Source organism: Myxosarcina sp. GI1(2024) (assembly GCF_053543375.1).
On the sequence record NZ_JBKGTY010000009.1, the window covers coordinates 39,321 to 62,994 of the forward strand.

The 23,674-nt window shown below is 42.1% G+C and carries 27 protein-coding genes; 25 read left to right on the plus strand and 2 right to left on the minus strand.

Annotated elements, in window-relative coordinates; translation table 11 throughout:
* Nucleotides 1-402 precede the first annotated feature (402 nt).
* The 21 genes from nifH to ACLFKQ_RS24505 all read left to right on the plus strand — a co-directional run bounded on the left by nifH (nucleotide 403) and on the right by ACLFKQ_RS24505 (nucleotide 15,553).
* The gene (nifH, locus tag ACLFKQ_RS24405) at nucleotides 403-1,275 is read left to right on the plus strand and encodes a nitrogenase iron protein (protein WP_449002290.1); all 873 of its coding nucleotides are present in this window, start codon (nucleotides 403-405) and stop codon (nucleotides 1,273-1,275) included.
* A gap of 72 nt (nucleotides 1,276-1,347) precedes the next feature.
* Nucleotides 1,348-2,793: a nitrogenase molybdenum-iron protein alpha chain gene (gene nifD, locus ACLFKQ_RS24410; RefSeq protein WP_449002291.1), complete on the plus strand. Its 1,446-nt coding sequence runs from the start codon at nucleotides 1,348-1,350 to the stop codon at nucleotides 2,791-2,793.
* Nucleotides 2,794-2,871: 78 nt separating this feature from the next.
* Nucleotides 2,872-4,443, plus strand: coding sequence for a nitrogenase molybdenum-iron protein subunit beta (gene nifK / locus ACLFKQ_RS24415; RefSeq protein ID WP_449002292.1), 1,572 nt, complete (start codon nucleotides 2,872-2,874; stop codon nucleotides 4,441-4,443).
* A 112-nt stretch (nucleotides 4,444-4,555) separates the two neighbouring features.
* Nucleotides 4,556-4,819: a nitrogen fixation protein NifZ gene (locus ACLFKQ_RS24420; RefSeq protein ID WP_449002293.1), complete on the plus strand. Its 264-nt coding sequence runs from the start codon at nucleotides 4,556-4,558 to the stop codon at nucleotides 4,817-4,819.
* 7 nt (nucleotides 4,820-4,826) lie between these two features.
* On the plus strand, nucleotides 4,827-5,141 hold the full coding sequence (locus ACLFKQ_RS24425) for a Mo-dependent nitrogenase C-terminal domain-containing protein (RefSeq protein ID WP_449002294.1): 315 nt from the start codon (nucleotides 4,827-4,829) through the stop codon (nucleotides 5,139-5,141).
* A gap of 86 nt (nucleotides 5,142-5,227) precedes the next feature.
* Nucleotides 5,228-6,613 (plus strand): nitrogenase iron-molybdenum cofactor biosynthesis protein NifE, encoded by a 1,386-nt coding sequence (nifE, locus tag ACLFKQ_RS24430; RefSeq protein ID WP_449002295.1) that lies wholly within the window; start codon nucleotides 5,228-5,230, stop codon nucleotides 6,611-6,613.
* Between the two features lie 72 nt (nucleotides 6,614-6,685).
* Nucleotides 6,686-8,020 (plus strand): nitrogenase iron-molybdenum cofactor biosynthesis protein NifN, encoded by a 1,335-nt coding sequence (nifN, locus tag ACLFKQ_RS24435; protein WP_449002296.1) that lies wholly within the window; start codon nucleotides 6,686-6,688, stop codon nucleotides 8,018-8,020.
* Between the two features lie 50 nt (nucleotides 8,021-8,070).
* Nucleotides 8,071-8,541: a DUF269 domain-containing protein gene (locus ACLFKQ_RS24440; RefSeq protein WP_449002297.1), complete on the plus strand. Its 471-nt coding sequence runs from the start codon at nucleotides 8,071-8,073 to the stop codon at nucleotides 8,539-8,541.
* A 106-nt stretch (nucleotides 8,542-8,647) separates the two neighbouring features.
* Nucleotides 8,648-9,046, plus strand: a complete 399-nt coding sequence (gene nifX, locus ACLFKQ_RS24445) for a nitrogen fixation protein NifX (RefSeq protein ID WP_449002298.1) — start codon at nucleotides 8,648-8,650, stop codon at nucleotides 9,044-9,046.
* A gap of 79 nt (nucleotides 9,047-9,125) precedes the next feature.
* On the plus strand, nucleotides 9,126-9,602 hold the full coding sequence (locus ACLFKQ_RS24450) for a NifX-associated nitrogen fixation protein (RefSeq protein WP_449002299.1): 477 nt from the start codon (nucleotides 9,126-9,128) through the stop codon (nucleotides 9,600-9,602).
* 36 nt (nucleotides 9,603-9,638) lie between these two features.
* Nucleotides 9,639-9,875, plus strand: a complete 237-nt coding sequence (locus tag ACLFKQ_RS24455) for a CCE_0567 family metalloprotein (protein WP_449002425.1) — start codon at nucleotides 9,639-9,641, stop codon at nucleotides 9,873-9,875.
* Between the two features lie 39 nt (nucleotides 9,876-9,914).
* Complete coding sequence (nifW, locus tag ACLFKQ_RS24460; protein WP_449002300.1) at nucleotides 9,915-10,256, plus strand: nitrogenase-stabilizing/protective protein NifW; 342 nt, start codon at nucleotides 9,915-9,917, stop codon at nucleotides 10,254-10,256.
* A gap of 89 nt (nucleotides 10,257-10,345) precedes the next feature.
* Nucleotides 10,346-11,140, plus strand: coding sequence for a HesA/MoeB/ThiF family protein (locus ACLFKQ_RS24465; protein WP_449002301.1), 795 nt, complete (start codon nucleotides 10,346-10,348; stop codon nucleotides 11,138-11,140).
* A gap of 26 nt (nucleotides 11,141-11,166) precedes the next feature.
* Nucleotides 11,167-11,535, plus strand: a complete 369-nt coding sequence (locus ACLFKQ_RS24470; protein WP_449002302.1) for a HesB/IscA family protein — start codon at nucleotides 11,167-11,169, stop codon at nucleotides 11,533-11,535.
* An 81-nt stretch (nucleotides 11,536-11,616) separates the two neighbouring features.
* Nucleotides 11,617-11,931: a 2Fe-2S iron-sulfur cluster-binding protein gene (locus tag ACLFKQ_RS24475; RefSeq protein ID WP_449002303.1), complete on the plus strand. Its 315-nt coding sequence runs from the start codon at nucleotides 11,617-11,619 to the stop codon at nucleotides 11,929-11,931.
* Nucleotides 11,932-12,080: 149 nt separating this feature from the next.
* Nucleotides 12,081-12,452: a hypothetical protein gene (locus tag ACLFKQ_RS24480; protein WP_449002304.1), complete on the plus strand. Its 372-nt coding sequence runs from the start codon at nucleotides 12,081-12,083 to the stop codon at nucleotides 12,450-12,452.
* Nucleotides 12,453-12,528: 76 nt separating this feature from the next.
* Complete coding sequence (locus tag ACLFKQ_RS24485) at nucleotides 12,529-12,873, plus strand: hypothetical protein (RefSeq protein ID WP_449002305.1); 345 nt, start codon at nucleotides 12,529-12,531, stop codon at nucleotides 12,871-12,873.
* A gap of 20 nt (nucleotides 12,874-12,893) precedes the next feature.
* Nucleotides 12,894-13,106 (plus strand): hypothetical protein, encoded by a 213-nt coding sequence (locus ACLFKQ_RS24490; protein ID WP_449002306.1) that lies wholly within the window; start codon nucleotides 12,894-12,896, stop codon nucleotides 13,104-13,106.
* Between the two features lie 153 nt (nucleotides 13,107-13,259).
* Entirely contained in the window at nucleotides 13,260-13,886 is a 627-nt protein-coding gene (locus tag ACLFKQ_RS24495) for a FeoB small GTPase domain-containing protein (protein WP_449002307.1), read from the plus strand.
* Nucleotides 13,852-15,294, plus strand: coding sequence for a nucleoside recognition domain-containing protein (locus tag ACLFKQ_RS24500; protein ID WP_449002308.1), 1,443 nt, complete (start codon nucleotides 13,852-13,854; stop codon nucleotides 15,292-15,294). Before ACLFKQ_RS24495 ends, ACLFKQ_RS24500 begins: the two co-directional genes overlap by 35 nt.
* 1 nt (nucleotide 15,295) lies before the next feature.
* Nucleotides 15,296-15,553: a FeoA family protein gene (locus tag ACLFKQ_RS24505; protein WP_449002309.1), complete on the plus strand. Its 258-nt coding sequence runs from the start codon at nucleotides 15,296-15,298 to the stop codon at nucleotides 15,551-15,553.
* Nucleotides 15,554-15,592: 39 nt separating this feature from the next.
* On the opposite strand, the gene ACLFKQ_RS24510 is transcribed toward ACLFKQ_RS24505, so the two are convergent.
* On the minus strand, nucleotides 15,593-15,802 hold the full coding sequence (locus ACLFKQ_RS24510; protein ID WP_449002310.1) for a TOBE domain-containing protein: 210 nt from the start codon (nucleotides 15,800-15,802) through the stop codon (nucleotides 15,593-15,595).
* 234 nt (nucleotides 15,803-16,036) lie between these two features.
* Here ACLFKQ_RS24510 and ACLFKQ_RS24515 point away from each other — a divergent pair, with 234 nt between their 5' ends.
* The 4 genes from ACLFKQ_RS24515 (at nucleotide 16,037) to ACLFKQ_RS24530 (ending at nucleotide 23,263) form a co-directional block, all read left to right on the plus strand.
* The gene (locus tag ACLFKQ_RS24515; RefSeq protein ID WP_449002311.1) at nucleotides 16,037-16,633 is read left to right on the plus strand and encodes a class I SAM-dependent methyltransferase; all 597 of its coding nucleotides are present in this window, start codon (nucleotides 16,037-16,039) and stop codon (nucleotides 16,631-16,633) included.
* Nucleotides 16,634-17,347: 714 nt separating this feature from the next.
* Nucleotides 17,348-19,759, plus strand: a complete 2,412-nt coding sequence (locus ACLFKQ_RS24520; RefSeq protein ID WP_449002312.1) for a phosphoketolase family protein — start codon at nucleotides 17,348-17,350, stop codon at nucleotides 19,757-19,759.
* An 88-nt stretch (nucleotides 19,760-19,847) separates the two neighbouring features.
* On the plus strand, nucleotides 19,848-21,971 hold the full coding sequence (glgX, locus tag ACLFKQ_RS24525; RefSeq protein ID WP_449002426.1) for a glycogen debranching protein GlgX: 2,124 nt from the start codon (nucleotides 19,848-19,850) through the stop codon (nucleotides 21,969-21,971).
* Between the two features lie 47 nt (nucleotides 21,972-22,018).
* Entirely contained in the window at nucleotides 22,019-23,263 is a 1,245-nt protein-coding gene (locus tag ACLFKQ_RS24530) for an L-lactate MFS transporter (RefSeq protein ID WP_449002313.1), read from the plus strand.
* A gap of 109 nt (nucleotides 23,264-23,372) precedes the next feature.
* Here ACLFKQ_RS24530 and ACLFKQ_RS24535 read toward each other — a convergent pair whose 3' ends face one another.
* Entirely contained in the window at nucleotides 23,373-23,639 is a 267-nt protein-coding gene (locus ACLFKQ_RS24535) for an EAL domain-containing protein (RefSeq protein ID WP_449002314.1), read from the minus strand.
* Between the last annotated feature and the right edge of the window lie 35 nt (nucleotides 23,640-23,674).

A 23,674-nucleotide genomic window follows, 5' to 3' on the forward strand; every position in this document is an offset into this window, starting at 1 on the left:
GATGTATACTTGCAACCCCCATAAATACGGAGAGCGATCGCCCCCAGCTTAGTTCTCATTAGGATTAAAGATTGGCATCGGCTAAAGATGAGATAATTCGCAGGGAACGGAATTTCCCAACACGACTAAATCGACTACTAATTATCTTTATCTAGTTGCTTGCGATCGTTAATCCTTTTAGGTTAGATCCACTATCTTGCATTCTATATTTTTAGCGCACATTTTCTCCAAACTCAATCACCTCTAGACTTTCAGAGCGCTGCGACAATCGAGAGTTGAAGGTTCGCAGGAATGTAATTTCCCAGACTAAATATTACCAGACTTTTATATCTTCTTGGTTTGCAGCATCTGAAATTTCTTTCCGAATTCCACTGAACACTAAAAATTTAACGAGAAATAACCATGAGACAAATTGCATTTTACGGAAAAGGCGGTATCGGTAAATCCACTACTTCTCAAAACACTATTGCTGCCCTCTCAGAACTTCAAAGAGTCATGATCGTCGGTTGCGACCCCAAAGCTGACTCTACTCGCTTGATGCTCCACTGTAAAGCTCAAACTACTATTCTGCACTTAGCAGCCGAAAGAGGCTCGGTAGAAGACCTCGAACTAGATGAAGTATTGCTCAATGGCTATAACAACGTTCGTTGTGTTGAGTCTGGCGGTCCCGAACCAGGTGTAGGCTGTGCGGGTCGTGGTATTATCACTGCCATTAACTTCCTCGAAGAAGAAGGTGCTTACGAAGACATCGACTTAGTATCCTATGACGTATTGGGTGACGTGGTTTGCGGTGGTTTTGCTATGCCCATTCGTGAAGGTAAAGCCCAAGAAATTTACATCGTCACCTCTGGTGAAATGATGGCAATGTATGCCGCTAACAACATCGCTCGCGGTATTCTCAAATACGCTCAGTCTGGTGGGGTTCGTTTAGGCGGTCTAATCTGTAACAGCCGTAAAGTTGACCGTGAAATCGAACTAATCGAGGCTCTAGCTGAGAAACTAGGAACCAAGATGATTCACTACATTCCTCGTGACAACGTCGTCCAAAGAGCAGAATTACGTCGTATGACTGTTATTGAGTATGAACCCGATCATCCTCAAGCTAACGAATACCGTGCCTTAGCTGAAAAAATCTCCAACAACAAAGACTTAGTTATTCCTACTCCCATCAGTATGGACGAGCTAGAAGAATTATTAGTTGAGTTCGGATTTATGGATTCTGATGCAGAATACCAAAAAGCACTCGAAGCAGATAAAGCTGCTGCTAAGGTCTAATTTCTAATTTTAGTAGGGGCATGGCATCGCCATGCCCTGGCAAATCTGACAACCGAATAAGGGGAGAACATCATGTCAACTGTCGAAGAGAACAAAAAACTGATCCAAGAGGTACTAGAAGCATATCCAGAGAAAGCTGCTAAAAAACGCACCAAGCACCTCGATGTTTATGAAGAAAGTAATTCCGACTGCGGCGTAAAATCCAATAAAAAATCCGTTCCTGGAGTAATGACTACTCGCGGTTGTTCTTATGCAGGGGCAAAAGGGGTGGTTTGGGGTCCGGTCAAAGATATGGTCCACCTCAGTCACGGTCCTGTCGGCTGCGGTTACTACTCCTGGTCCGGCCGTCGTAATTATTACGTCGGCACCACTGGAGTTGATACCTTTGGTACGATGCAATTTACCTCTGACTTCCAAGAAAGAGACATCGTTTTCGGGGGTGACAAAAAACTAGCCAAACTGATTGACGAACTAGAAGTACTTTTCCCCCTCAGCAAAGGAACTACTATTGAATCAGAATGCCCTATCGGTCTAATTGGGGATGATATTGAAGCAGTAGCTAGAAAAAAAGCTAAAGAAACTGGTAAACCAGTAGTACCAGTCCGTTGTGAAGGTTTTAGAGGTGTTTCGCAATCTTTAGGACACCATATTGCTAACGATACAGTTCGTGACTGGGTATTACCCAAAGCCGATGAATATCGTCAAACTCCTGAAGGTTTTGAATCAACTCCTTATGATGTCAACATTATCGGTGACTACAACATCGGTGGTGATGCTTGGCCCAGTAGAAGACTGCTCGAAGCTATTGGTTTACGGGTAATCTGCCAATTTTCTGGAGATGGAACATTTAACGAAGTGGTCATGACTCCACTGGCAAAAATGAACCTGATCCACTGTTATCGGTCGATGAACTACATCTGCCGTCACATGGAAGAAAAATATGGTATACCCTGGTTAGAATACAATTTCTTCGGTCCTACTCAAATTGCCAAGTCTTTACGGAAAATTGCCGCTCAGTTTGACGAGACCATTCAAGAAAATGCCGAACGGGTAATTGCTGAACACCAAGCTGAAATGGATGCAGTAGTTGCCAAGTATCGTCCTCGCCTTGAAGGCAAAAAAGTGATGATGATGGTTGGTGGACTTCGCCCCCGTCACGTAATCCCTGCTTTTGAAGACTTGGGTATGAACGTAATCGGTACTGGTTATGAATTCGGACACGGCGATGACTATAAACGTACCGCAGACTATGTCAAAGACGGCACGGTCATCTACGATGATGTTAGCGGTCATGAATTTGAAGAATTTGCTAAAAAACTAAATCCCGACTTGATTGCAGCAGGAATTAAAGAAAAATATGTCTTCCAAAAAATGGCATTACCATTCCGTCAAATGCACTCTTGGGATTACTCGGGTCCCTATCACGGTTATGAAGGCTTTGCCGTATTCGCTCGCGATATGGATTTAGCAATCAATAACCCAACTTGGGATTTAATTAAAAATCCTTGGCAAGATTAATAGTCTTTACGTAATCAGTAGGGGCGCAAAAAAAACCTGCGCCCAAACAGCAATCATTTTTCTCAAAGGTAAAACATCATGACTGAGAACAACGGAAACAACGTAAATACTCCCGTAGCTACCGAACCTGGTAAAATTCAAGACCACTTCGATTTATTCCAAACCGATACCTATCAAGACTTATTTGAATACAAACGTCAGTTTGAAGGCGCACATAGCCCAGAAGAAGTAGCCCGCATTGCTGAATGGACGAAAACTTGGGATTATCGTGAGAAAAACTTTTCCCGTGAAGCTCTAACCATCAACCCTGCCAAAGCTTGTCAACCTTTAGGTTCTCTGTTTGTAGCAGCAGGTTTTGAAGGTACTTTACCCTACTCTCACGGTTCGCAAGGTTGCGTGGCTTACTTCCGTACTCACTTAACCCGTAATTTCAAAGAACCGTTCCAAGCTGTTTCTTCCTCCATGACTGAGGATGCAGCGGTATTTGGCGGACTCAACAATATGGTAGATGGGTTGGCAAACTCCTATCAACTATATCAACCTAAAATGATTGCCCTCTGTACTACCTGTATGGCTGAGGTAATTGGAGATGACTTGGGTGCATTTATCCAAACATCAAAAGATAGAGGCTCGATTCCCCAAGATTTCCCCGTCCCCTATGCCCATACTCCTAGCTTTGTCGGCTCTCATATTACTGGTTACGACAATATGCTCAAGGGCATTCTACAATGCTTGACTAAAGGCAAAAAGCAAGAAACTACTAACGGTAAGTATAATTTTAACCTGGGCTTCGATCCTTACATTGGTAACATTCGCGAATTAAAACGAATTCTCCAATTATTTGGTATCGACTATACCGTTCTTTCTGACAATGCGGATGCGTTTGATTCTCCTAATACTGGTGAATTCAAAATGTATAACGGTCTAACTACTTTAGAAGAAGCTGGTGACTCGATTAACGCTGAAGGCACTTTCTTCTTCCAAAAATACACTACTCCCAAAACTCAAGAATACATTGAAAAAGAATGGGGACAGTCTACCTATAACTTCCGTCCCTTTGGTATTCGCGGTACTGACGAGTTTCTAACTAAACTCTCAGAACTAACTGGTAAAGCCGTACCCCAAGAATTGGTGGAAGAAAGAGGTCGTGCAGTTGATGCGATTAATGATTCCCAAGCTTGGATTCATGGAAAACGCGTTGCCCTCTACGGCGATCCCGACCATGTATTTGGTTTAGTTAACTTCTTACTAGAATTAGGTGCCGAACCAGTTCATATTGTTGTTACTAATAGTAACCCCGAATTTGAAAAAGAACTACAGGCCGTTCTCGATGCTAGCCCATACGGTAAAGATGCCACTATCTGGGGTAAAAAAGACTTGTGGCACTTACGCAGTCTTTTGTTTACCGAACCAGTAGATTTAATCATCGGTAATTCTTACGGCAAGTATCTCTGGCGCGACACCAAAACTCCTCTAGTGCGCATTGGCTATCCGATCTTCGATCGCCACCACATGCACCGCTATGAAACTTTGGGTTATCGAGGTGCGCTCAACCTCCATAACTGGATCGTTAACACCATCCTCGACGAACTCGATCGCCAGACGATTATTCCCGCCAAAACCGATATCTCTTTCGATCTGATTCGTTAGTCAACGACCAATATTTTGTAAGGGACGGGGCGTACAAGCATTTGAGGAAACCTCAAATGACAGCCCCTCCGCTTCGCGAATCGCCCTTACCTACTAACTGAAAAGGAAAACTATGAAACTAGGTGATGTAGAACTCGATCGCGAACCTGATTTCGAGCTCGAGTCTAAAGTTAGAGTCCGTAAAAAGATTCGCAACGATGGCACTTTTCCTGGCAAACAATTAGGCGAAACCCTAGCCAATAAAGGAGATGAAGGATACATCATTTCCATCGGCACTTATCTCCAAACTGCCTATATCTATTCCGTTCATTTTTTAGAAACTAATAACGTGGTCGGTTGTCTGGGGAAAGAACTAGAACTGGTTTCAGAAAACTGAGGCAATTATGGCTACTCAAACCCGAAACCATTTTTACTCGGCGAACGCTTTTAAAAAATTCCCGATCGATCTTTTTTATCCCCTGCGTCGTTGGGTAAATAGCATTGAAGTTACTAACGACAAATTCGCTCATTTTCTGTGTAAATTAATTCCCTGTACCTGTCCGTTTGAGCACGATGTCAACATCTTCGGCAAAACCTTTCACATTCCCGCTCTGTGCAAACTAAACCCTCTCTATAACGAAGTTGTCAGTCTGCGCCTCCGCGCCCTTAGTTATTTAGAAGGAGACTGTGGCGAAGATATTACGCAGTATATCTGTTAGTCGTTGGTAAGAATTCGTTAGTAGAAATCACCAAACTGCGATCGCTCGCTTTCCACTAACTATTAACCACTAACTAAGATCGAACTATGAAACTCACCAAAGGCAAAATCGCAGACCTCTTAAACGAACCAGGTTGCGAACACAATCACCAAAAAGGACAACAAGGTAAAAATAAAGCTTGTAAACAACAAGCTAAACCAGGAGCCGCTCAGGGAGGTTGTGCCTTTGATGGAGCTTCGATCGCCCTCGTCCCGATTACCGATGCCGCTCATTTGGTTCACGGACCGATTGCCTGTGCGGGTAATTCTTGGGGCAGTCGCGGTAGTTTATCTTCTGGTGCGACTACCTATAAAATGGGTTTTACTACCGACATTAGCGAAAATGACATTATTTTTGGCGGCGAAAAAAAGCTTTATAAGGCGATCGCCCAAGTAATCAAACGCTATCAGCCTCCTGCGGTTTTTGTCTACTCTACCTGCGTTACCGCACTAATTGGCGATGACTTGGATGCCGTGTGCGAAGCAGCCACCAACAAATTTGACACTCCCATCATTCCCGTTAATTCCCCTGGTTTCGTTGGCAGTAAAAATCTCGGTAACCGATTGGCTGGAGAATCTCTTTTAGACTACGTAGTCGGTACTGCCGAACCTGAATACACTACTCCTTACGATATCAACCTAATTGGGGAATACAATATTGCCGGGGAACTTTGGGGCGTATTGCCTCTATTGGAAAAAGTTGGCATTCGCGTTCTCTCTAAGATAACTGGTGATGCCACCTTTGAAGAGATTCGCTACGCCCATCGTGCCAAACTCAACGTGATGATTTGCTCTAAAGCCCTAATTAACATGGGGCGTAAAATGGAGGAACGTTACGGTATTCCCTATATCGAAGAGTCTTTCTACGGCATTGCCGATATGAACCGCTGTTTGCGCAATATTGCCAAAAAGTTAGGTGACGAAGCCCTGCAGCAACGGGTAGAAACAGTCATTGCCAAAGAAACTGCCAAACTCAATATTGCTCTGGCGCCCTATCGTGCCAGACTCAAAGGCAAGCGAATTGTGCTCTATACGGGAGGAGTAAAAAGTTGGTCGATTGTTTCTGCCGCTCAAGATTTAGGCATGGAAGTAGCGGCTACGAGCACTAAAAAGAGTACGGAAGAAGATAAAGCCAAAATCAAACAGTTATTAGGCAAAGACGGTATCCAACTAGCAAAAGGTAACGCTCAGGAACTCTTAAAAGTCATTGCCAAAACTAAAGCCGATATGCTCGTAGCGGGGGGACGCAACCAATACACCGCTCTCAAAGCCCGCATTCCCTTCCTCGATATCAATCAAGAACGCCATAATCCCTATGCGGGATACGTCGGACTCATCGAAATGGCAAAAGAATTCGATCGCGTGCTTCATAGCCCCATTTGGGAACAGGTGCGTCAGCCAGCACCGTGGGAACAAGTAATAAGTAATAAGTAACAAGTAATAAATATTTATCTCTCCTAAATCTTTATTCCCCTACACCCCCATTCCCTTATTCCCTAAATTCCCATGACTACCATCACTAAATCTAAAAAATCTGTAGCTGTCAATCCTCTCAAGCAGAGTCCTCCTTTAGGTGCGGCTTTAGCTTTCCTAGGATTGAAAGGAATCGTACCTTTGTTTCATGGTTCTCAAGGCTGTACGGCATTTGCCAAGGTGTTGTTAGTACGGCATTTCCGCGAGGCAATTCCCCTGGCAACTACCGCAATGACCGAGGTTTCGACGATTTTGGGAGGTGAGGAAAACATCGAACAGGCGATTTTAACTTTGGTAGACAAAGCCCAACCCGATTTAATTGGTCTGCTGACGACAGGGTTAACCGAAACCCGAGGAGATGATATGGAGGGCATTCTCAAAGGGATTCGTCAGCGTCATCCCGAACTAGATGAACTACCGATTATTTTTGTTTCAACTCCCGACTACAAAGGTTCATTGCAAGATGGTTTTGCGGCAGCGGTACAGTCAACTGTGGCTACTGACTACGGCAAATCGACAAAAACTTTCGAGTCGAATTCCGTACGACAGGTGACAATTTTAGCTGGTTCATTGCTCGCCCCTGGGGATGTGGAAGAAATTAAGGAGATAGTCGCGGCATTTGGTTTGACACCTCTGGTCATTCCCGATTTGTCTGGTTCGGTAGATGGACACCTAGATGATGACTACAACACTAAAACTTCTGGCGGTACTGACAAAGCGCAGTTACAGCAATTAGAGCGATCGCTGTTTACCATTGCCATTGGGGAAAGTATGCGTCCTGCTGCTGAAATTTTACAGCAAAAATTTGGTACTAACTACGAGGTTACACCCCGCTTGGCAGGATTAACGGCAGTAGACAAGTTTTTGTGGCTGCTCGCCCAAATTAACAACTACAAAAGCGATCCCGACTGGAAATTCGATCCCCAAATACCTCCCAAATACAAACGTCAACGTCGTCAGTTACAAGATGCCATCCTAGATACTCATTTTTATTTAGGAGGAAAAAAAGTTTCCCTGGCACTAGAACCAGATTTGCTCTATCAAACCAGTTGGTTGCTTAAGGAAATGGGAGCAGAAATTCACGCTGCCGTAACTACTACCAAGTCGCCGTTGCTCGAAGAATTACCTGTTGACGAGGTGATGATTGGAGATTTGGAAGACTTAGAAGACTTAGCCCTTGGTTCGGATCTAATTATTACTAATTCCCAAGGAAACAGCCTCGCCAAAAAACTAAATATTCCCTTATATCGCATGGGTTATCCCATCTACGATCGCCTGGGTAATGGTTCTCGTTGTTTAATTGGTTATCGAGGCACGATGCAGTTTTTATTCGATCTCGGCAATATTTTTATTGAATTAGGGCATTAGAGATTAATCATTTGTCCTTTGCCATTTGTCACTAACCGGAAAATAGGAAAATGAGTCGACTTTTAATCAGAGTAAAACCCCCACAGTCGCCTAAGCTACAACATCCTTTTCTGCAGAAGTTAATTAAGCAAATTCGTCTCGCAGATACTTTGGATGAATATCGCGACTGGTCTGATGAATTATTACTAAATGAATTAATTATCTCTCCCGGTGGAGACTCAGTTTCTTCAAAAAATCTCAACTTGGATCCTCTCAATCAACTTTTAACCAATGCCTTTTATCACGCTATTGGAATAAGTATCGAAAAAAGAACCAGTCATTCTACAGAAATTTACGTTCATTTGAAAAACAAAGAATTTAGTTCTGCAGTTATTTCTTGTGGTGGAGTTTTGGTTTTATATTCATTAATTTGGGGATATAAGAAATTTGGTTTTTTATCTTTACAAGAGCTAATTGAATCGGCTGAAACTGATATTGGTAATGCCGTTAGTAAAGCCAGTTGTTATTTGGATTTTGTTTAATTGTTTACTAGTATTTCAGCTTTTAGTCTAAACGAAACGGCCAATGACTGAGGCGCGGTAAGTGACAACGAAGGATAAATGATTTATATTTCGGAGATTTGAAACAATGAAAGTTGCATTTGCTACCCAAGATAACATTCATATTAATGCTCACTTCGGTTGGGCAAAAAAAGTAGATATTTATGATGTTTCTACGGAAGGTTATAACTTACTCAATACGGTTGAATTTGGCGGCAACCTTAAAGAAGATGGCAACGAAGATAAACTAGTTCCCAAAATTAATGCAGTTGCCGACTGCACGATCGTCTACGTTTCGGCGATCGGAGGCAGTGCTGCATCTCGTTTACTCAAGAGTCAGATTACCCCACTTAAACCAGAAAATCAAAATGATGAAATTGCCGACGTTCTTAATAGTTTAGTAAAAACTTTAGGCAATCCTCCTGCTTGGTTGCGTAAAATCGTGGGACAAAAGCAAAAAAGTTTTGATTTTGATGAAGAGGAATAAATTAAGAAGCAACTAACTGCTAATCACTAACGATGCTATGTTCCCTTACTAACTACTAACTATTAATCACTAACCAATCATGACTACTACAACTACGACCCCCGAAACTAATATCAGTATTGTCGAAGAAAGTACTTTTCTCAAACAACTAGTTTTGCAAGTACGCGCTCAAGATCATTATGGCGTTTATCGCAGTTGGAAAGATGAATTAGTGCTGGCTAATTTTGTAGTTAGCAAAGAAAAGAAAAGCCAGATCTCTGTGGAAGGAGATGTCGATCCCGCGACTCAATTAAGAATTCTCTGTTTTTATCGTGCGATCGCCGCTTGTATCGAAAAAGAAACGGGCAAACTCTGCCAAGTTGTCATCGATCTTTCTCACGAAGGCTTTGGTTGGGCGATCGTTTGGACGGGACGCTTGATGGTGCTATCGCGCACTTTAAGAGACGCTCAACGCTTTGGTTATCCTTCTCTTAAAAAACTAGCAGCCCAAGGAGAAAAATTAGTTGAGTCGGGCATCAAAACTATTGAGAAGTTCCCCAATGTTGCCGATGCCTAAATTCAGTAAACAGTTATTTAGTTATCAATGACAAAAATGATTGCACTAAAAACAAAATCCCCAACCCCCGAAGCTGTTGCAGATTTGAAAAAAACCATTAAAAAACTCAACAGCAAAGCAGGACAAATGAAGATGGATTTGCACGATCTTGCCGAAGGTTTACCTACAGATTACGAAAAGCTAATCGAAGAAGCGACTAAAACCTACGACATCTATCGTCAACTAGCCGAACTCAAACAACAACTAAAAGCCTGGGAAAAACAGGTGTCATAAGTTAATTAGTTAATTGAAATTCTTTGAGGAGCGAGGAACATGACCGTGACTGCTAATCAACCAAAAACTTTAACCACATTTAAAACCTTAACTGATGCGGAAGATTACTTACAGTTTTTCGACATCGAATACGATCGCAATTTCGTCAATATCAATCGCCTTCACATTTTGAAACAGTTTTCTCTCCTGATTAGCGAGGTAGACAAAGCTTTTCCCGATGTTAGCGAAGCAGAAAAACTAGACAAGTATCGCCTCGCTTTAGAAGAAGCTTATCAGGTTTTCTTAACTTCTAGTCCCTTAGAAACCAAGTTATTTAAGGTATTTCAAACCAAACCGAAAAACTTTGTTTCTTTGGATGAGTTAAGTAAGAAAGCTAAATAGTTACTGTCTTTAGTCATTAGTCACTGGTATTTAGAAATTAGGACAAATGACAAAGGGACAAAAAACCAATGACAAAGGACGAATAACTAATGACAACTTTGACACCAAAAGAACTAGAACGCTACAGCCGGCAAATTCAGCTTCCTGGTTTGGGAGAAGAGGGACAGGAAGCTCTAAAAAATACTACTGCTCTAGTTTCTGGAGTAGGCGGTTTGGGAGGAACCGTGGCTCTTTACCTGGCAGTTGCAGGCATTGGAAAGTTGATTCTAGTTCGAGGTGGGGGGTTGCGTCTCGACGATATGAATCGTCAGATTTTGATGAGCGATGATTGGGTGGGTAAGTCAAGGGTTACCAAAGCCAAAGAAACTCTCAGCCAAATCAACCCCGATGTAGAAATTGAGGCGATCGCCGAATACATTACTCCCGAAAATGTCGATGCTCTCGTCCGACGTTCCGATATTGCCCTCAGTTGCGCTCACAATTTTCCCGAACGAGATCTGCTCAATGCTGCCTGTGTTCGCTGGAATAAGCCAATGATTGAAGCTGCGATGAACAGCATGGAAGCTTATTTAACTGCGATCGTTCCCGGCAAAACTCCTTGTCTCTCTTGTATTTTTCCTGAAAAGCCAGACTGGGATCGCCGTGCCTTTGGCGTACTCGGTGCGGTTTCCGGTACTCTCGCCTGTTTGAGTGCCTTAGAAACAATTAAGCTAATTACGGGATTGGGTAAACCTCTGTTGGGACAATTACTCAATATGGATCTAGCCAACCTAGAATTTCATAAACTTCGTCTTTACCAAGATCCCAAATGTCCCGTGTGTGGGAAGAGAGCAGATAAAGCAGAGGGAGCAATTAAACACCAACTCCTAACTACTAATCATTAACTACTAACCGAAAAAGGAGAATTTCCATGACCGTTTACTTAACCGAAAAAGCCGCTTTCCGTTTACGTAGCTTTATTCGTACCAATGCTGAGGCAACTACTCCCGAAAAAGGAATTCGTTTAGCAGCAGTCGATGGCGGTTGTAGCGGCTTTGAGTATGACTTAGATATCGTCGATCGCCCTGAAATTGACGATCTGATTTACGAACAAGACAAGGTAAAAATTTATCTCGATCGCCAAAGTGCCCCCTACTTAAACGGTATCGTCATCGATTTTGTCGAAACCCTAACTCAAGCAGGTTTTACTTTTGAAAATCCCAATGCTACCGATAGCTGTGGCTGTGGCAAGTCTTTCTCTGTCGCCGATTGTACCCCCCCAGCCGTGCCGTGTAGCTAGTCATTAGTTGTTAGTTACAAAGGACGAAGAACGAACAACGAAGGACAAATAAAAATCAACTAAATTTAGGAGAATTAAATCATGGGTACTACTTATAAAGTCCGTCTGATCAAAGGAAAAAGGAAAAAACCACCCGAAATCGATGTAACTATCGATGTTCCCGAAGATGAGTATATTTTGGATGCGGCAGAAGACCAAGATTTAGATCTACCATCTTCTTGTCGTTCGGGAGCTTGCTCTAGTTGCGTAGGCAGAATTGTCGAAGGTGAAGTAGATCAAGAAGATCAAAGCTTTTTGGATGATGACCAAATTGCTAAAGGTTACGTTTTACTGTGTGTTGCCTATCCCAAATCCGATTGCACGATTAAAACTCATCAAGAAGCCTATTTGGTTTGAGCTAATCATTGGTCATCAGTCATCACTCATCAGTCATAAGTCATTAGTCATTAGTCATTAGTCATCGTTATTTTCTTTAAAAACAAAAGATAGAGGACTAATGACAAAAGACAAATAACAAACAACCAAGAACAAAGGACGAAAGACAAATGACGAATGCCAAAACCATATGGAAACAGGTTTGTTACAAATCTGGGGTATGGCTGGCTGCTGAAATTTGGCTCAATCTCATTGGCTTGGATAACATAGCCGATTACAGCGAGTTTGTTTTTGCTGAAGATCTGGGTTTAAATCGTAAAAATCACAGAACGGTAAAAATTACTGAATATCCACCCCAGTTTTGTCCTCAAATAGATGATTTTTGTCCGCTTCCAAGAGCGGCAATTGACCCCAAAAAGCTTAAGCTTAAAGTCAATAATTGTATGGCTCAGGCTGAAGTATTCAAACACAAGTGCCAACGGCTTGCCGAACCTTGTCTGAAAATAATGTGTTTGAAAATAAATCTAGAAGTGAAGAAATAAAAATTATTATTAGTTTTTTATTACTTCTATTGGTATCTATTGACGCTCAATAACTACTAACTACTGATTAACTCAAATGATTAGTCGCGAACGATTAGCACGAGAATACATTAATGTCATTTATAACTATTATCCTATAGCAGGGCAATTACTACATTATTGTTTGGTAAAAGTACTTAATTTTAATAGTGATGGCACTAATAAACATTGTTATTATTTAGGTGTTTATTATCCAGAGTGGCTCGGTGGTCGCTTATTAGAACAACAAGATATTTTTAAAGATGCCGCAGAGAATATGGGACTGATAGAAGTAGTTTTTTTAAATGCCAACCATTTAGTAAAAGATCCGCGATCTAAAATTAAACATCAAGACTTTCGTTTTTGGCTAGAGCTTTGCTGGATCGCCGAGCGAGTAGATTGATTTTAGGAGGAGAGCTCAAAATGTTAACGGTTAGTTTACTGATATTATCAATCTGTATTGGAACGATTTTATTAACTATTCACGGTCACGATGAAATTCATCAATTAGTCGCTTTTTTATCGGGTTTAATTGCTATAACGTGTATTTTTATTTTAACTCCTCCTTTATTCAAGGGTTTGCTCAGTTTATTTTTTTTAACTATCGGACACAAACTTTTTTCTGTTTATAAATAAAATAATTCCAAAATAAGCGTAATTGCTTTACGAATTTTAATAAACTTTTTCGCTAATAAATAAAATAACTTTGTATATCAACCTACAGTTTTATCTAATATCTTTTAATATTCTAAAGTAATAGTTAGATAAAAATTATTAGGTAAGAAAAAAATGGATTGCCATGATTGCCATCAGAGTTGTCATCCAAAATATCCGAATAAAGGTTGGAAATTATTTGATTTCAAGTCCAACAGCTTGGGAAAAAGCAGTTTTTCTCGGGACTCTTTAACGAATATTGCTTTGGTCGGCTCGCCTAACGTAGGTAAGAGTTTATTGTTTAACCTGTTAACGGGTACTTACGTCACGGTTTCTAACTACCCTGGAACCACTGTAGAAGTAGCGCGGGGTAATGCAATAATTGCTGGGGAGAAAGTTACTATTTTCGATACCCCAGGAATGTATTCTCTGATTCCCATTACCGAAGAAGAACGGGTTGCTAGAGATTTAATTACCAACGAAACCATCGATCTACTGATTCACGTAGTCGATGCCAAACATTTGGGTAGAATGCTCAATCTTACCCTGCAATTAATTGAGGCTCAATTACCCGTATTACTGGTAGTCAACATGATTGACGAGGCACAAAAACTAGGTATTTGGGTAGATGAAGAGCGACTAGCCTATAAACTCGATATTCCTGTTATCTCGATGGCAGCAGCGCGAAAAGTGGGACTGAAAAAATTAATCGCTAAGGTAGCAGATTATGTACGACCAAATTCTCTATCCGTCACTTATTAAAGCTGCAATTAGTCGCATTGAATCTTTACTTGCAGAGCGCCCGGAAAGTAAGATGGGACGGCGCAGCATGGCTTTATTACTGCTGCAACGAGATCCGCTCGTGCGCTCGCAGCTACAGCACGAATCTTATTTTCCAGAGATTGAGAGCATCGTTACCGAGACTCAGGCATATTTTTCCGAATCCCTATCTTTGGCGATCGCCGAATCCCGTCATCAACTAGCTATGGCGATTGAAGAGGAAGTTACGATTCAATCCCAGCAGCAAAAGAGTTTTAAACATGAGTGGTTGCATCACTTAACGGTTCATCCCTTAACTGGTATTCCAATTTTAGTTTTAGTTCTCTATTTTGGCATCTATCAGTTTGTTGGCGTATTCGTTGGGGGAACCCTGGTAGACGGGATCGAAGGTTTTTTTGAATCTCAAATCAATCCCATCGTCAATCAAATAATCGCAGCTATTTTCCCCTGGCAAGTAGTTCGAGATTTACTTGCCAACGACTATGGCATCATTACTTTAGGCATTCGTTACGCCATTGCCATTGTCTTACCGATTGTCACTACTTTCTTTTTGATGTTCTCCCTGTTAGAAGATAGCGGTTATTTACCCCGTTTATCTTTATTAGTCGATCGCCTGTTTAAAACCATTGGGCTTTCAGGGCGATCGATTATTCCCTTAATTTTAGGTTTGGGTTGCGGTACGATGGCAACTTTAGTTACTCGCACTCTAGAAAGCAAACGAGAAAGAATTATTGCCACCTTACTTTTGGCTTTGACTATTCCCTGTTCGGCACAGCTAGGGGTAATTTTAGGCTTGCTTTCTCAAGAACCCACAGCTTTGTTTATCTGGGGAAGTGTGATGACGACGATCTTTTTAGCGATTGGCTTTTTGGCAGGTAAAGTCTTACCGGGAAACACCTCTTGTTTTTATATGGAAATTCCTCCGTTAAGACTGCCCCGTCCTCAAGCGATTCTGACCAAAACTTACGTTCGTCTGAAGTGGTACTTTGGTGAAATTTTGCCCTTATTTATCTTTGCTTCAGTATTAATTTGGGTGGGTAAACTGACGGGATTGTTCGATCTTATAGTTAGAGGACTAGAACCAATCATGGTATGGTTGGGATTGCCTACAGAAGCCGCGCCTACTTTTCTCTATGGCTTTTTCCGCCGCGACTACGGTGCGGCGGGAATGTTTGACTTGCACTCTTCGGGAATTTTGACGGGTCAACAATTGGTGGTAGCTGCAGTAACCCTAACTCTATTTATTCCCTGTGTCGCCCAATTGCAATTTATGTTTAAAGAACGAAGCGTTAAAACTACAATTGCAATCGCAGTGTTTGTCGTGTGCTTTGCTTTTTCTTTAGGCTATGTTCTCAATCAATTATTAACTATTATGGAGGTTAGTTTTTAAAATGTTCGTTCAAAGTTTTTCCGTTCATTATTCTCCTTTAGATTATTTAGGAACTAAAACCCAAGGCGTAATTACTGCTATTAACAATAAAGACGAACGCATTGTTAAAAAACTTTTAGCGATGGGAGTTCATACGGGAATGCCAATTACTTTAGAACAGAGATTCCCGTCTTTCGTCATCGGAGTCGGTCGAACTCGAATTGCGATCGATCGAGAAATTGCTAGTTCGATTAAGGTTAGAGTTACTACTAAAAATTAGTCATTAGCCTGTTGGGGCTAATGACCGATGATAGCAATTCTAATCTGCAGCCATGATGACATCAGAGGCTTTGATAACTGCATAAGCGGTTTTGCCTTCAGCGAGATCGAGTCGTTCTGCTGAAGACTTAGTAATAATTGAAACTACTTCAACTCCTGGAGCAATTTCCAAAGTTATTTCTGTATTTACTGCACCTGGTACGACTTTTTTAACCGTACCTTTTAAAGAATTGCGCGCGCTTACATCCATAGTTACTCACCCTAATAAATATTTTAAAAAAGAATGGGTATAGTTTACTACACTTCAAAAAAATAAATCAACAAGAATAATTTACAAAATAATTATTTAAAAAACCGTGAGAATATATTTATGAGAAAAAACATTTTTACTTTTTTGGCTGCGCTAGTCAGTTCTTTACTAGTAGATCTTATCGATAATTTTGGTTTTTCTAGTTTACTGCAACGAATTCACTAGGGATCGGCAATGAACACTCCAACTCCAAAACGAGACTGGAAAGCTTATTATAATGCTGTAGCGGCTCGTCCTCCCAGAAAAACGCTCCTGACTGCTTTGGCGGCTTTCAAACAACCAGGAATAGCGATCGATCTAGGTTGTGGGGATGGTCGAGATACAGTAGAAATACTACGACAAAATTGGACGGTACTGGCGGTAGATAAAGAACCCGAAGCAATTACTCGTTTACTAGCTCGTCCTCAGCTCGCTCGCGAACGATTAACTACCAGAGTAGTTAGCTTTGAAGAATTGCAGCTACCTCAACCAGTAGACTTAATCAATGCCAGTTTTTCCCTCCCCTTTTGTTCACCCGAAGCTTTTCCTCGCTTGTGGAAGCAAATCTTCAATTCTTTAGCTACTGGTGGCAGATTTTGCGGGCACTTATTCGGAGAACGAGATTCTTGGCGGGATAGTAAATTAGTTAACTGTTTTACTCACCTACAAGTTGAAAACTTATTAGAATCCTACGGGATCGAACTACTGGAAGAAGAAGAACATCCAGGTAAAACACCTCTGGGGGAAGATCGATACTGGCACATTTTTCATATTGTTGCCAGAAAAAGATGAATTTGTCCTGGAAGTTTAATATTTGTTTAAATTTTTTATTAAGCTTATTTTTCAGATAATTAAATCGAGCTAAAAATATCTGGCGATCGCCACAAGCAAGCGGTAATCTAGCGGCAATCGATATTTTAAATAAAAAATAATTATGTTTGAAATTAATCAACAAAATCTAAAAATAATCTAAAAATAAATTGAAGTTTGGGATTAAATGTTGCCTTTGTAACATTTAATCCGAGCGATGATAGATAATAATTTATCTTTAGCGAGCCGTATAATATATTCAAAATATTCAAATTTCAATAATATGGATTGCCATAAACCAATATTCTCAACTGATAATAAATTTGACGAAGTTATATATCTACAAGAAATATCGAGTGAATTGCGACCAGATAAACCCATAGTTAACCTTACTTTATATCCAAAATGCGCTGTTACACCAGTACGATACAAGCTTTATGATTTTAATCATAAATGCAGTAGAAAAATAAGCTGCTAAATTGTATAAAGTAATTCAAAAAGATTGCTAAATACAGTAGTCTCACTCATTTATTATTCTATTAAGGAATAATTTCAAGATCGTAGCAGTTATTGCTCGATGGTTCGATTTTTTTAGATTTAATGGGATGTTAAAGATTGACAGATATAATGCTTAGTTAAAATATCTCATTACTGATTTAATTCAAATTTGGAAACTCTTCACCCCAGAAAATTTTTATGGTTACAACACCAATTGCTAACAACCCCGCATCAGAAGCAGCTCTAACTTCCGAAGAACTCCGTAAAATTAACGCCTACTGGCGAGCGTGTAACTATCTGGCTGTGGGCATGATTTATCTTCGTGATAATCCACTGCTTAAAGAACCCTTAAAACCAGAACAGATCAAGAAGAGATTATTAGGACATTGGGGCTCGTCTCCCGCTCTTAGCTTTACTTACATTCACCTCAATCGACTGATTAAAAAATACGACCTCAACGCCATATATATAGCAGGACCAGGACATGGTGCCCCTGGGGTATTGGGACCTGTTTATCTAGAAGGTACGTATTCGGAAATCTATCCAGATAAAAGCGAAGATGCTGAAGGGATGCAAAAATTCTTCAAGCAGTTTTCTTTTCCAGGACATATCGGCAGCCACTGCACTCCGGAAACGCCGGGTTCGATCCACGAAGGAGGCGAACTGGGCTACAGTGTTTCCCACGCTTTCGGTGCAGTCTACGATAGTCCCGATTTAATTGCAGCTTGTGTAGTAGGAGATGGCGAAGCGGAAACCGGTCCCCTTGCTACCGCTTGGCACTCTAATAAATTTCTCAATCCCATCCGCGATGGGGCAGTTTTACCCATACTCAACCTCAATGGCTATAAAATTGCCAATCCCACAATTCTGTCGCGTATCAGTTCGCAAGAGCTAGAAGACTTATTTAAAGGCTATGGCTATACTCCCTATGTGGTCGAAGGTTCCGATCCCGATCGGATGCACCAAAAAATGGCTGCCACGATGGAAGATTGCATCGTCAAAATTCGCGAAATTCAGCAAGAAGCTCGCAGTCAAAATAAAGCCTTCCGCCCCCGTTGGCCGATGATTATTCTGCGTACTCCCAAAGGCTGGACGGGACCCAAAGATGTAGACGGACATAAAGTCGAAGGTTTCTGGCGAGCGCACCAAGTACCGATGGGAGCGATGCAAAGCAATTTAGAACACGTCAAACTTTTAGAAGAGTGGATGAAAGGCTATAAACCAGAAGAACTCTTCGACGAAAACGGCAGATTGATCCCCGAATTAAAAGAACTTGCACCCGTTAGCGATCGCCGCATGAGTGCCAATCCCGCAGCTAATGGCGGTTTGCTCCGCAAAGAACTGAAAATGCCGGACTTTCGTGACTACGCCGTAGCAATGGATAAGCCAGGATCGTTACAGGTAGAAAATACCAAGGTACTAGGGCAGTTTTTGCGGGACGTGATGACAAACAACACGAACAATTTTCGCGTGTTTGGACCCGATGAAACCGCCTCTAATCGACTTTCGGCGATTTATGAAGCGACCAAAAAAACCTGGCTGGCAGATTACCTACCTGAAGATGAAGACGGCAGTATGCTCGCTCCAGACGGTCGGGTAATGGAGATGTTGAGCGAACATACCCTAGAAGGTTGGTTAGAAGGATATTTGTTAACGGGAAAACATGGTTTCTTCCATACTTACGAGGCTTTCGTTCACGTCATTGACTCCATGTTTAACCAACACGCTAAATGGCTGGATATCTGTAAGAATTACGTACCCTGGCGCGCTTCAGTTTCCTCACTCAATATCATGTTGTCTTCTTTGGTTTGGCGTCAAGACCACAATGGGTTTTCTCACCAAGATCCCGGATTCGTCGACCTGGTAACTAATAAAAGTGCTGATGTTACCAGGGTTTATTTTCCCCCCGATGCTAACTGTTTGCTTTCGGTTGCCGATCACTGTCTGCGGAGTAAAGATTACGTGAACGTCATCGTGGCGGACAAACAGATGCACCTGCAATACCTAACCATGGAAGAGGCGATTAAGCACTGCACCAAAGGTATTGGGATTTGGGAATGGGCGAGTAACGATGACTGTGGTAAAGAACCAGATGAGCCAGATGTGATTATGGCTTGTTGTGGCGACATTCCCACGATGGAATCGCTGGCAGCAACGGCAATTTTGCGAGAAGAGTTTCCCGACTTGAAAGTCCGCTTTATTAACGTAGTCGATCTCTACAAACTACAAACCGAAACCGAACATCCCCACGGCTTATCCAATCAAGAATTTGACATTCTCTTTACTGCCGATAAACCGATAATTTTTAACTTTCACGGCTACCCCTGGCTGATTCACAAGCTAGCTTACCGTCGTAGCAATCAAGAACGGATTCACGTCCGCGGCTATAAAGAACGGGGTAACATCAATACACCCTTAGAGTTGGCAATTCTCAACCAGATCGATCGCTTTAACCTGGTGATTGACGTAATCGATCGCGTGCCACAATTGGGTTCTCGTGCTGCTTACGTTCGAGAAAGAATGAGAAACGAAATTATCGACAACTTAGCTTACGCTCATGCTGAAGGGATGGATAAACCGGAAATGGTGAATTGGAAGTGGTCTGATTAATTCAGATTTGACTAAAAGCGAATGGCGGTTCGTCTACAAATGGCGAGCCACCGCACCGTCTCCCCGTAAATTATTTATTGGTTATTCTATGTTAAATAGATTATTGACAACCAAAACCAGCCTCCAAAGCGATCGCTGGGTAACTGACGATGTTTTGCCAGGCAAAAGTTTTCCACTGGGTGCTACTGTCTATCCCGATGGAGTCAACTTCTCTATTTTCTCTCGCGCTGAGGCACTAGAACTACTGTTATTCGATCGCCCCGAAGCTCCTCAACCTGCTAGAGTAATTGCTTTAGAGCCAAAATTGCACTGTAGCTGTTACTACTGGCACGTTTTTGTTAAAGGAATTGGTTCGGGACAGGTGTATGCCTATCGTGCTTATGGTGAGTACGTACCAGAAAAGGGTTGGCGTTTTGACGGCAACAAAGTACTGCTCGATCCCTATGCTAAGGCGATCGCGGGAGAGAACATATACGATCGCCAAGCAGCCAGTACACCTGGAGATAATTGCGCTCGCGCTTTGAGATCGGTAGTGGTGGATCCCAGTGATTATGATTGGGAAGGCGATCGCCATCCCCGCATCCCCTATTCTAGAAGCATTATCTACGAACTACACGTAGGAGGGTTTACCGCTCATCCCAACTCCGGTGTCAGCGAGCCAAAACGAGGTACTTTTGCCGGGTTAATTGAAAAAATTCCCTATCTCCAACAATTGGGAATAACGGCGGTAGAATTACTCCCAATTCACTATTTTGATGTCAATGATGCCCCAGGGAATCTTAAAAATTATTGGGGTTACAGTACCATTGGCTTTTTCGCTCCTTACAGTGGCTATAGTTCTCGCTCTGATGTTTTAGGGGCTATAGACGAATTTCGCGATCTAGTAAAAGCTTTACATCGAGCGGATATTGAAGTCATTCTCGATGTCGTCTTCAACCACACTGCCGAAGGGGACGATCGAGGAGCGACTATTTCGTTTCGCGGTTTAGATAATCAAACCTACTATATCTTGTCGCCAGATCGAGCCGATTACCATAACTATAGTGGTTGTGGTAACAGTCTCAAAGCCAATCATCCGATCGTCAGTCGCTTGATTATTGACTGCTTGCACTACTGGGTAACCCAAATGCACGTCGATGGTTTTCGTTTTGACCTGGCTTCGGTGTTGGCGAGAGACGCAGTGGGTGCTTCTCTGTGGCATACTTCCATCGTTACCAGCAATATTTTATGGGCGATTGAATCCGACCCCATACTCGCTGGAACTAAGTTAATTGCTGAAGCTTGGGATGCTGCCGGACTCTATGGCGTAGGTCGCTTTGTAGATTTAGGAGATTGGTTTACCGAGTGGAATGGACCATTTCGCGATGATGTCCGCCGTTTTATTAAGGGAGATTCAGGAATGGTCAGTCGGTTGGCAGCGAGAATTTTAGCCAGTCCCGATATGTATTTTCGCTCCGATACGGACATTAACCGCAGTATTAATTTCGTTACTTGTCACGATGGCTTTACCCTTAATGATTTGGTTTCCTACAACCACAAACACAATCAAACCAACGGAGAAAATAATCGCGATGGTGCTAACGACAATCATAGCTGGAACTGTGGTTGGGAAGGAGTAACCACAGACCTAGAAATCGAACGGCTACGACTCAAGCAGATAAAAAACTTTTTTACCGTACTGTTGATGTCTCAGGGAACGCCAATGATCCCGATGGGAGATGAAGTTAGAAGGACTCAGCAAGGTAATAACAATACCTATTGTCAAAATAACCAACTTAGCTGGTTTGACTGGAGTAACATCGAGTCCAATCTGGGTTTATTCCGGTTTGTCAAAAAGGCGATCGCTTTAATCCAGGGTTTAGAAGTATTTCGCTTGGAACGAGCTTTAGCAACCACTAAAGGCAGCGATCCTTATTTAGTTTGGCATGGACTAAAACTCGATCGCCCCGACTGGAGTGAAGATTCTCGCCATCTAGCCTTTACTTTAGCCCATCCCCAACGGGCGGAGTACCTGCACGTTATGTTTAATGCTTATTGGGAGAGTTTAAACTACGAGCTACCTTTATTTCGCCCAGGTCATAACTGGTATCGGATTATCGACACTTCTTTGCCTACACCAAATGATTTTTGCGAATTAGCAACTGCCCCAATGGTCAACCAGCGATACTATCAAGTTGAAGCACGTAGTTCTGTAGTTTTGATGGCAAAGTAATGTCGGTGTTTAAATAACGAAGCCTTTCCCTATGGAGATTACCGACGATGCATTCCAAGTTGAAATTTAAGCTGTTTGGGCTACCAGCAGATTGGGGAAGATGGTTATTGATTCCTTTGGGGATGAGCGTTTTACTCTGTTTGGGGAACGTTTACTCTTGGAGTGTCTTTAGAAAACCCCTAGAAAACGAATTCAATATTAATGCGACTGAAAGCCTGTTGCCCTATACCATCGCCCTGGTTTTTTATGCTGCCCTAATGCCGATCGCTGGGTTTTATATACCCCGAATTGGGACTCGAACGACTACGGCACTTGGTGGGATATTTGTTGGCGCGGGCTATATTCTCTCTAGCTTTGCCACTAATATCGAGGCGATGACCGTTACCTATGGAGTCATTGCGGGAACGGGAGTTGGGATCGCCTACGGCGTACCAATGGTTGTGGTTGCACGGTGGTTTCCCGATCGCCAAGGACTGGCAGTAGGCTTGACAATTGTTGGATTTGGGCTTTCTCCCTTAGTTACCGCTCCTTTAGCCAATAGCTTAATCGATGCTTACACCGTCAAATCAACCCTGCGAATTTTAGGCATTGCCTTTGCCGCAATTATTCTGGGAATTGCCGTGGCACTAGAAATGCCTCCAAAGGACTGGCATCCCCAAAATTTATCCCTTCGTTCTAAATCTATTGCCATACTTAGCTACCCCGTCAATCTCTTCAAAAGCCGTTCATTTTACGGGTTGTGGGTCTGTTATGCCATCGGAACTGCCATCGGCTTGAGTGCCATTGGTATTTCTAGTTCGGTAGGAGAGGAAATTATCGACATCGATTCCCAGCTAGCGGCAAGTAGCGTTTCTTTATTTGCTCTATTTAATGGAGTTAGTCGTCCTCTGTTTGGCTGGTTGAGCGATCGCTTCAAACCTCACTATGTGGCGATCGCCACTTATGTTCTAATTTTGATTGCTTGCATGCTGATGGTCAATGCTCGAGAGGGACAAGTTGCTACTTATTTAATTGCCTTCTGTCTGTTTTGGTTTTGTTTGGGAGGTTGGTTGGCGATCGCTCCTACTACTACCCTCAGATTTTTTCACCCCGACAACTACGCGCAAAATTACGGGATTGTCTTCACTGCTTATGGTATGGGTGCCCTGTTAGGAACTCTAGTTACCGGACGAATTCGGGATTGGTTGGGCAACTATACCTATGCTTTTTACCCCATGGCACTGCTGGCGATCGCCGGTATTATGGTTGCTAGTATGATGTTAAAACGCGATCGCATCGCTCGCCATGAATAATTCCAGCGGTTTTCAAATCTTTATTTTGGCTTTAAATACTTAATAATTGTTTCTTAAGCTCGAATTCTTTTAACTCTGTTGTTGCTAAAGGAGGACTATACAAATAACCCTAAATACTATCACAACTATGTTGAAACAAAAAAGCTAATTCTGCTACTGTTTCTACTCCTTCGGCAACTACTTTTAAATCGAGTTGATGAGCAATATCAATCATTGCTTTAGCAAGCGTAGCGTTTTTACAATTGTGGTACAGTTTGCTAATGAAACAACGATCTATTTTTAAGACATCTAACGGAAATTGTTGTAAATAGCATAAAGAAGAATAACCCGTGCCAAAATCATCTAAAGACAATGTAAAGCCCTGACGGGGTGACAACCCTGTGAGAAGTCAGACAGTGTAGGGAACAGAGA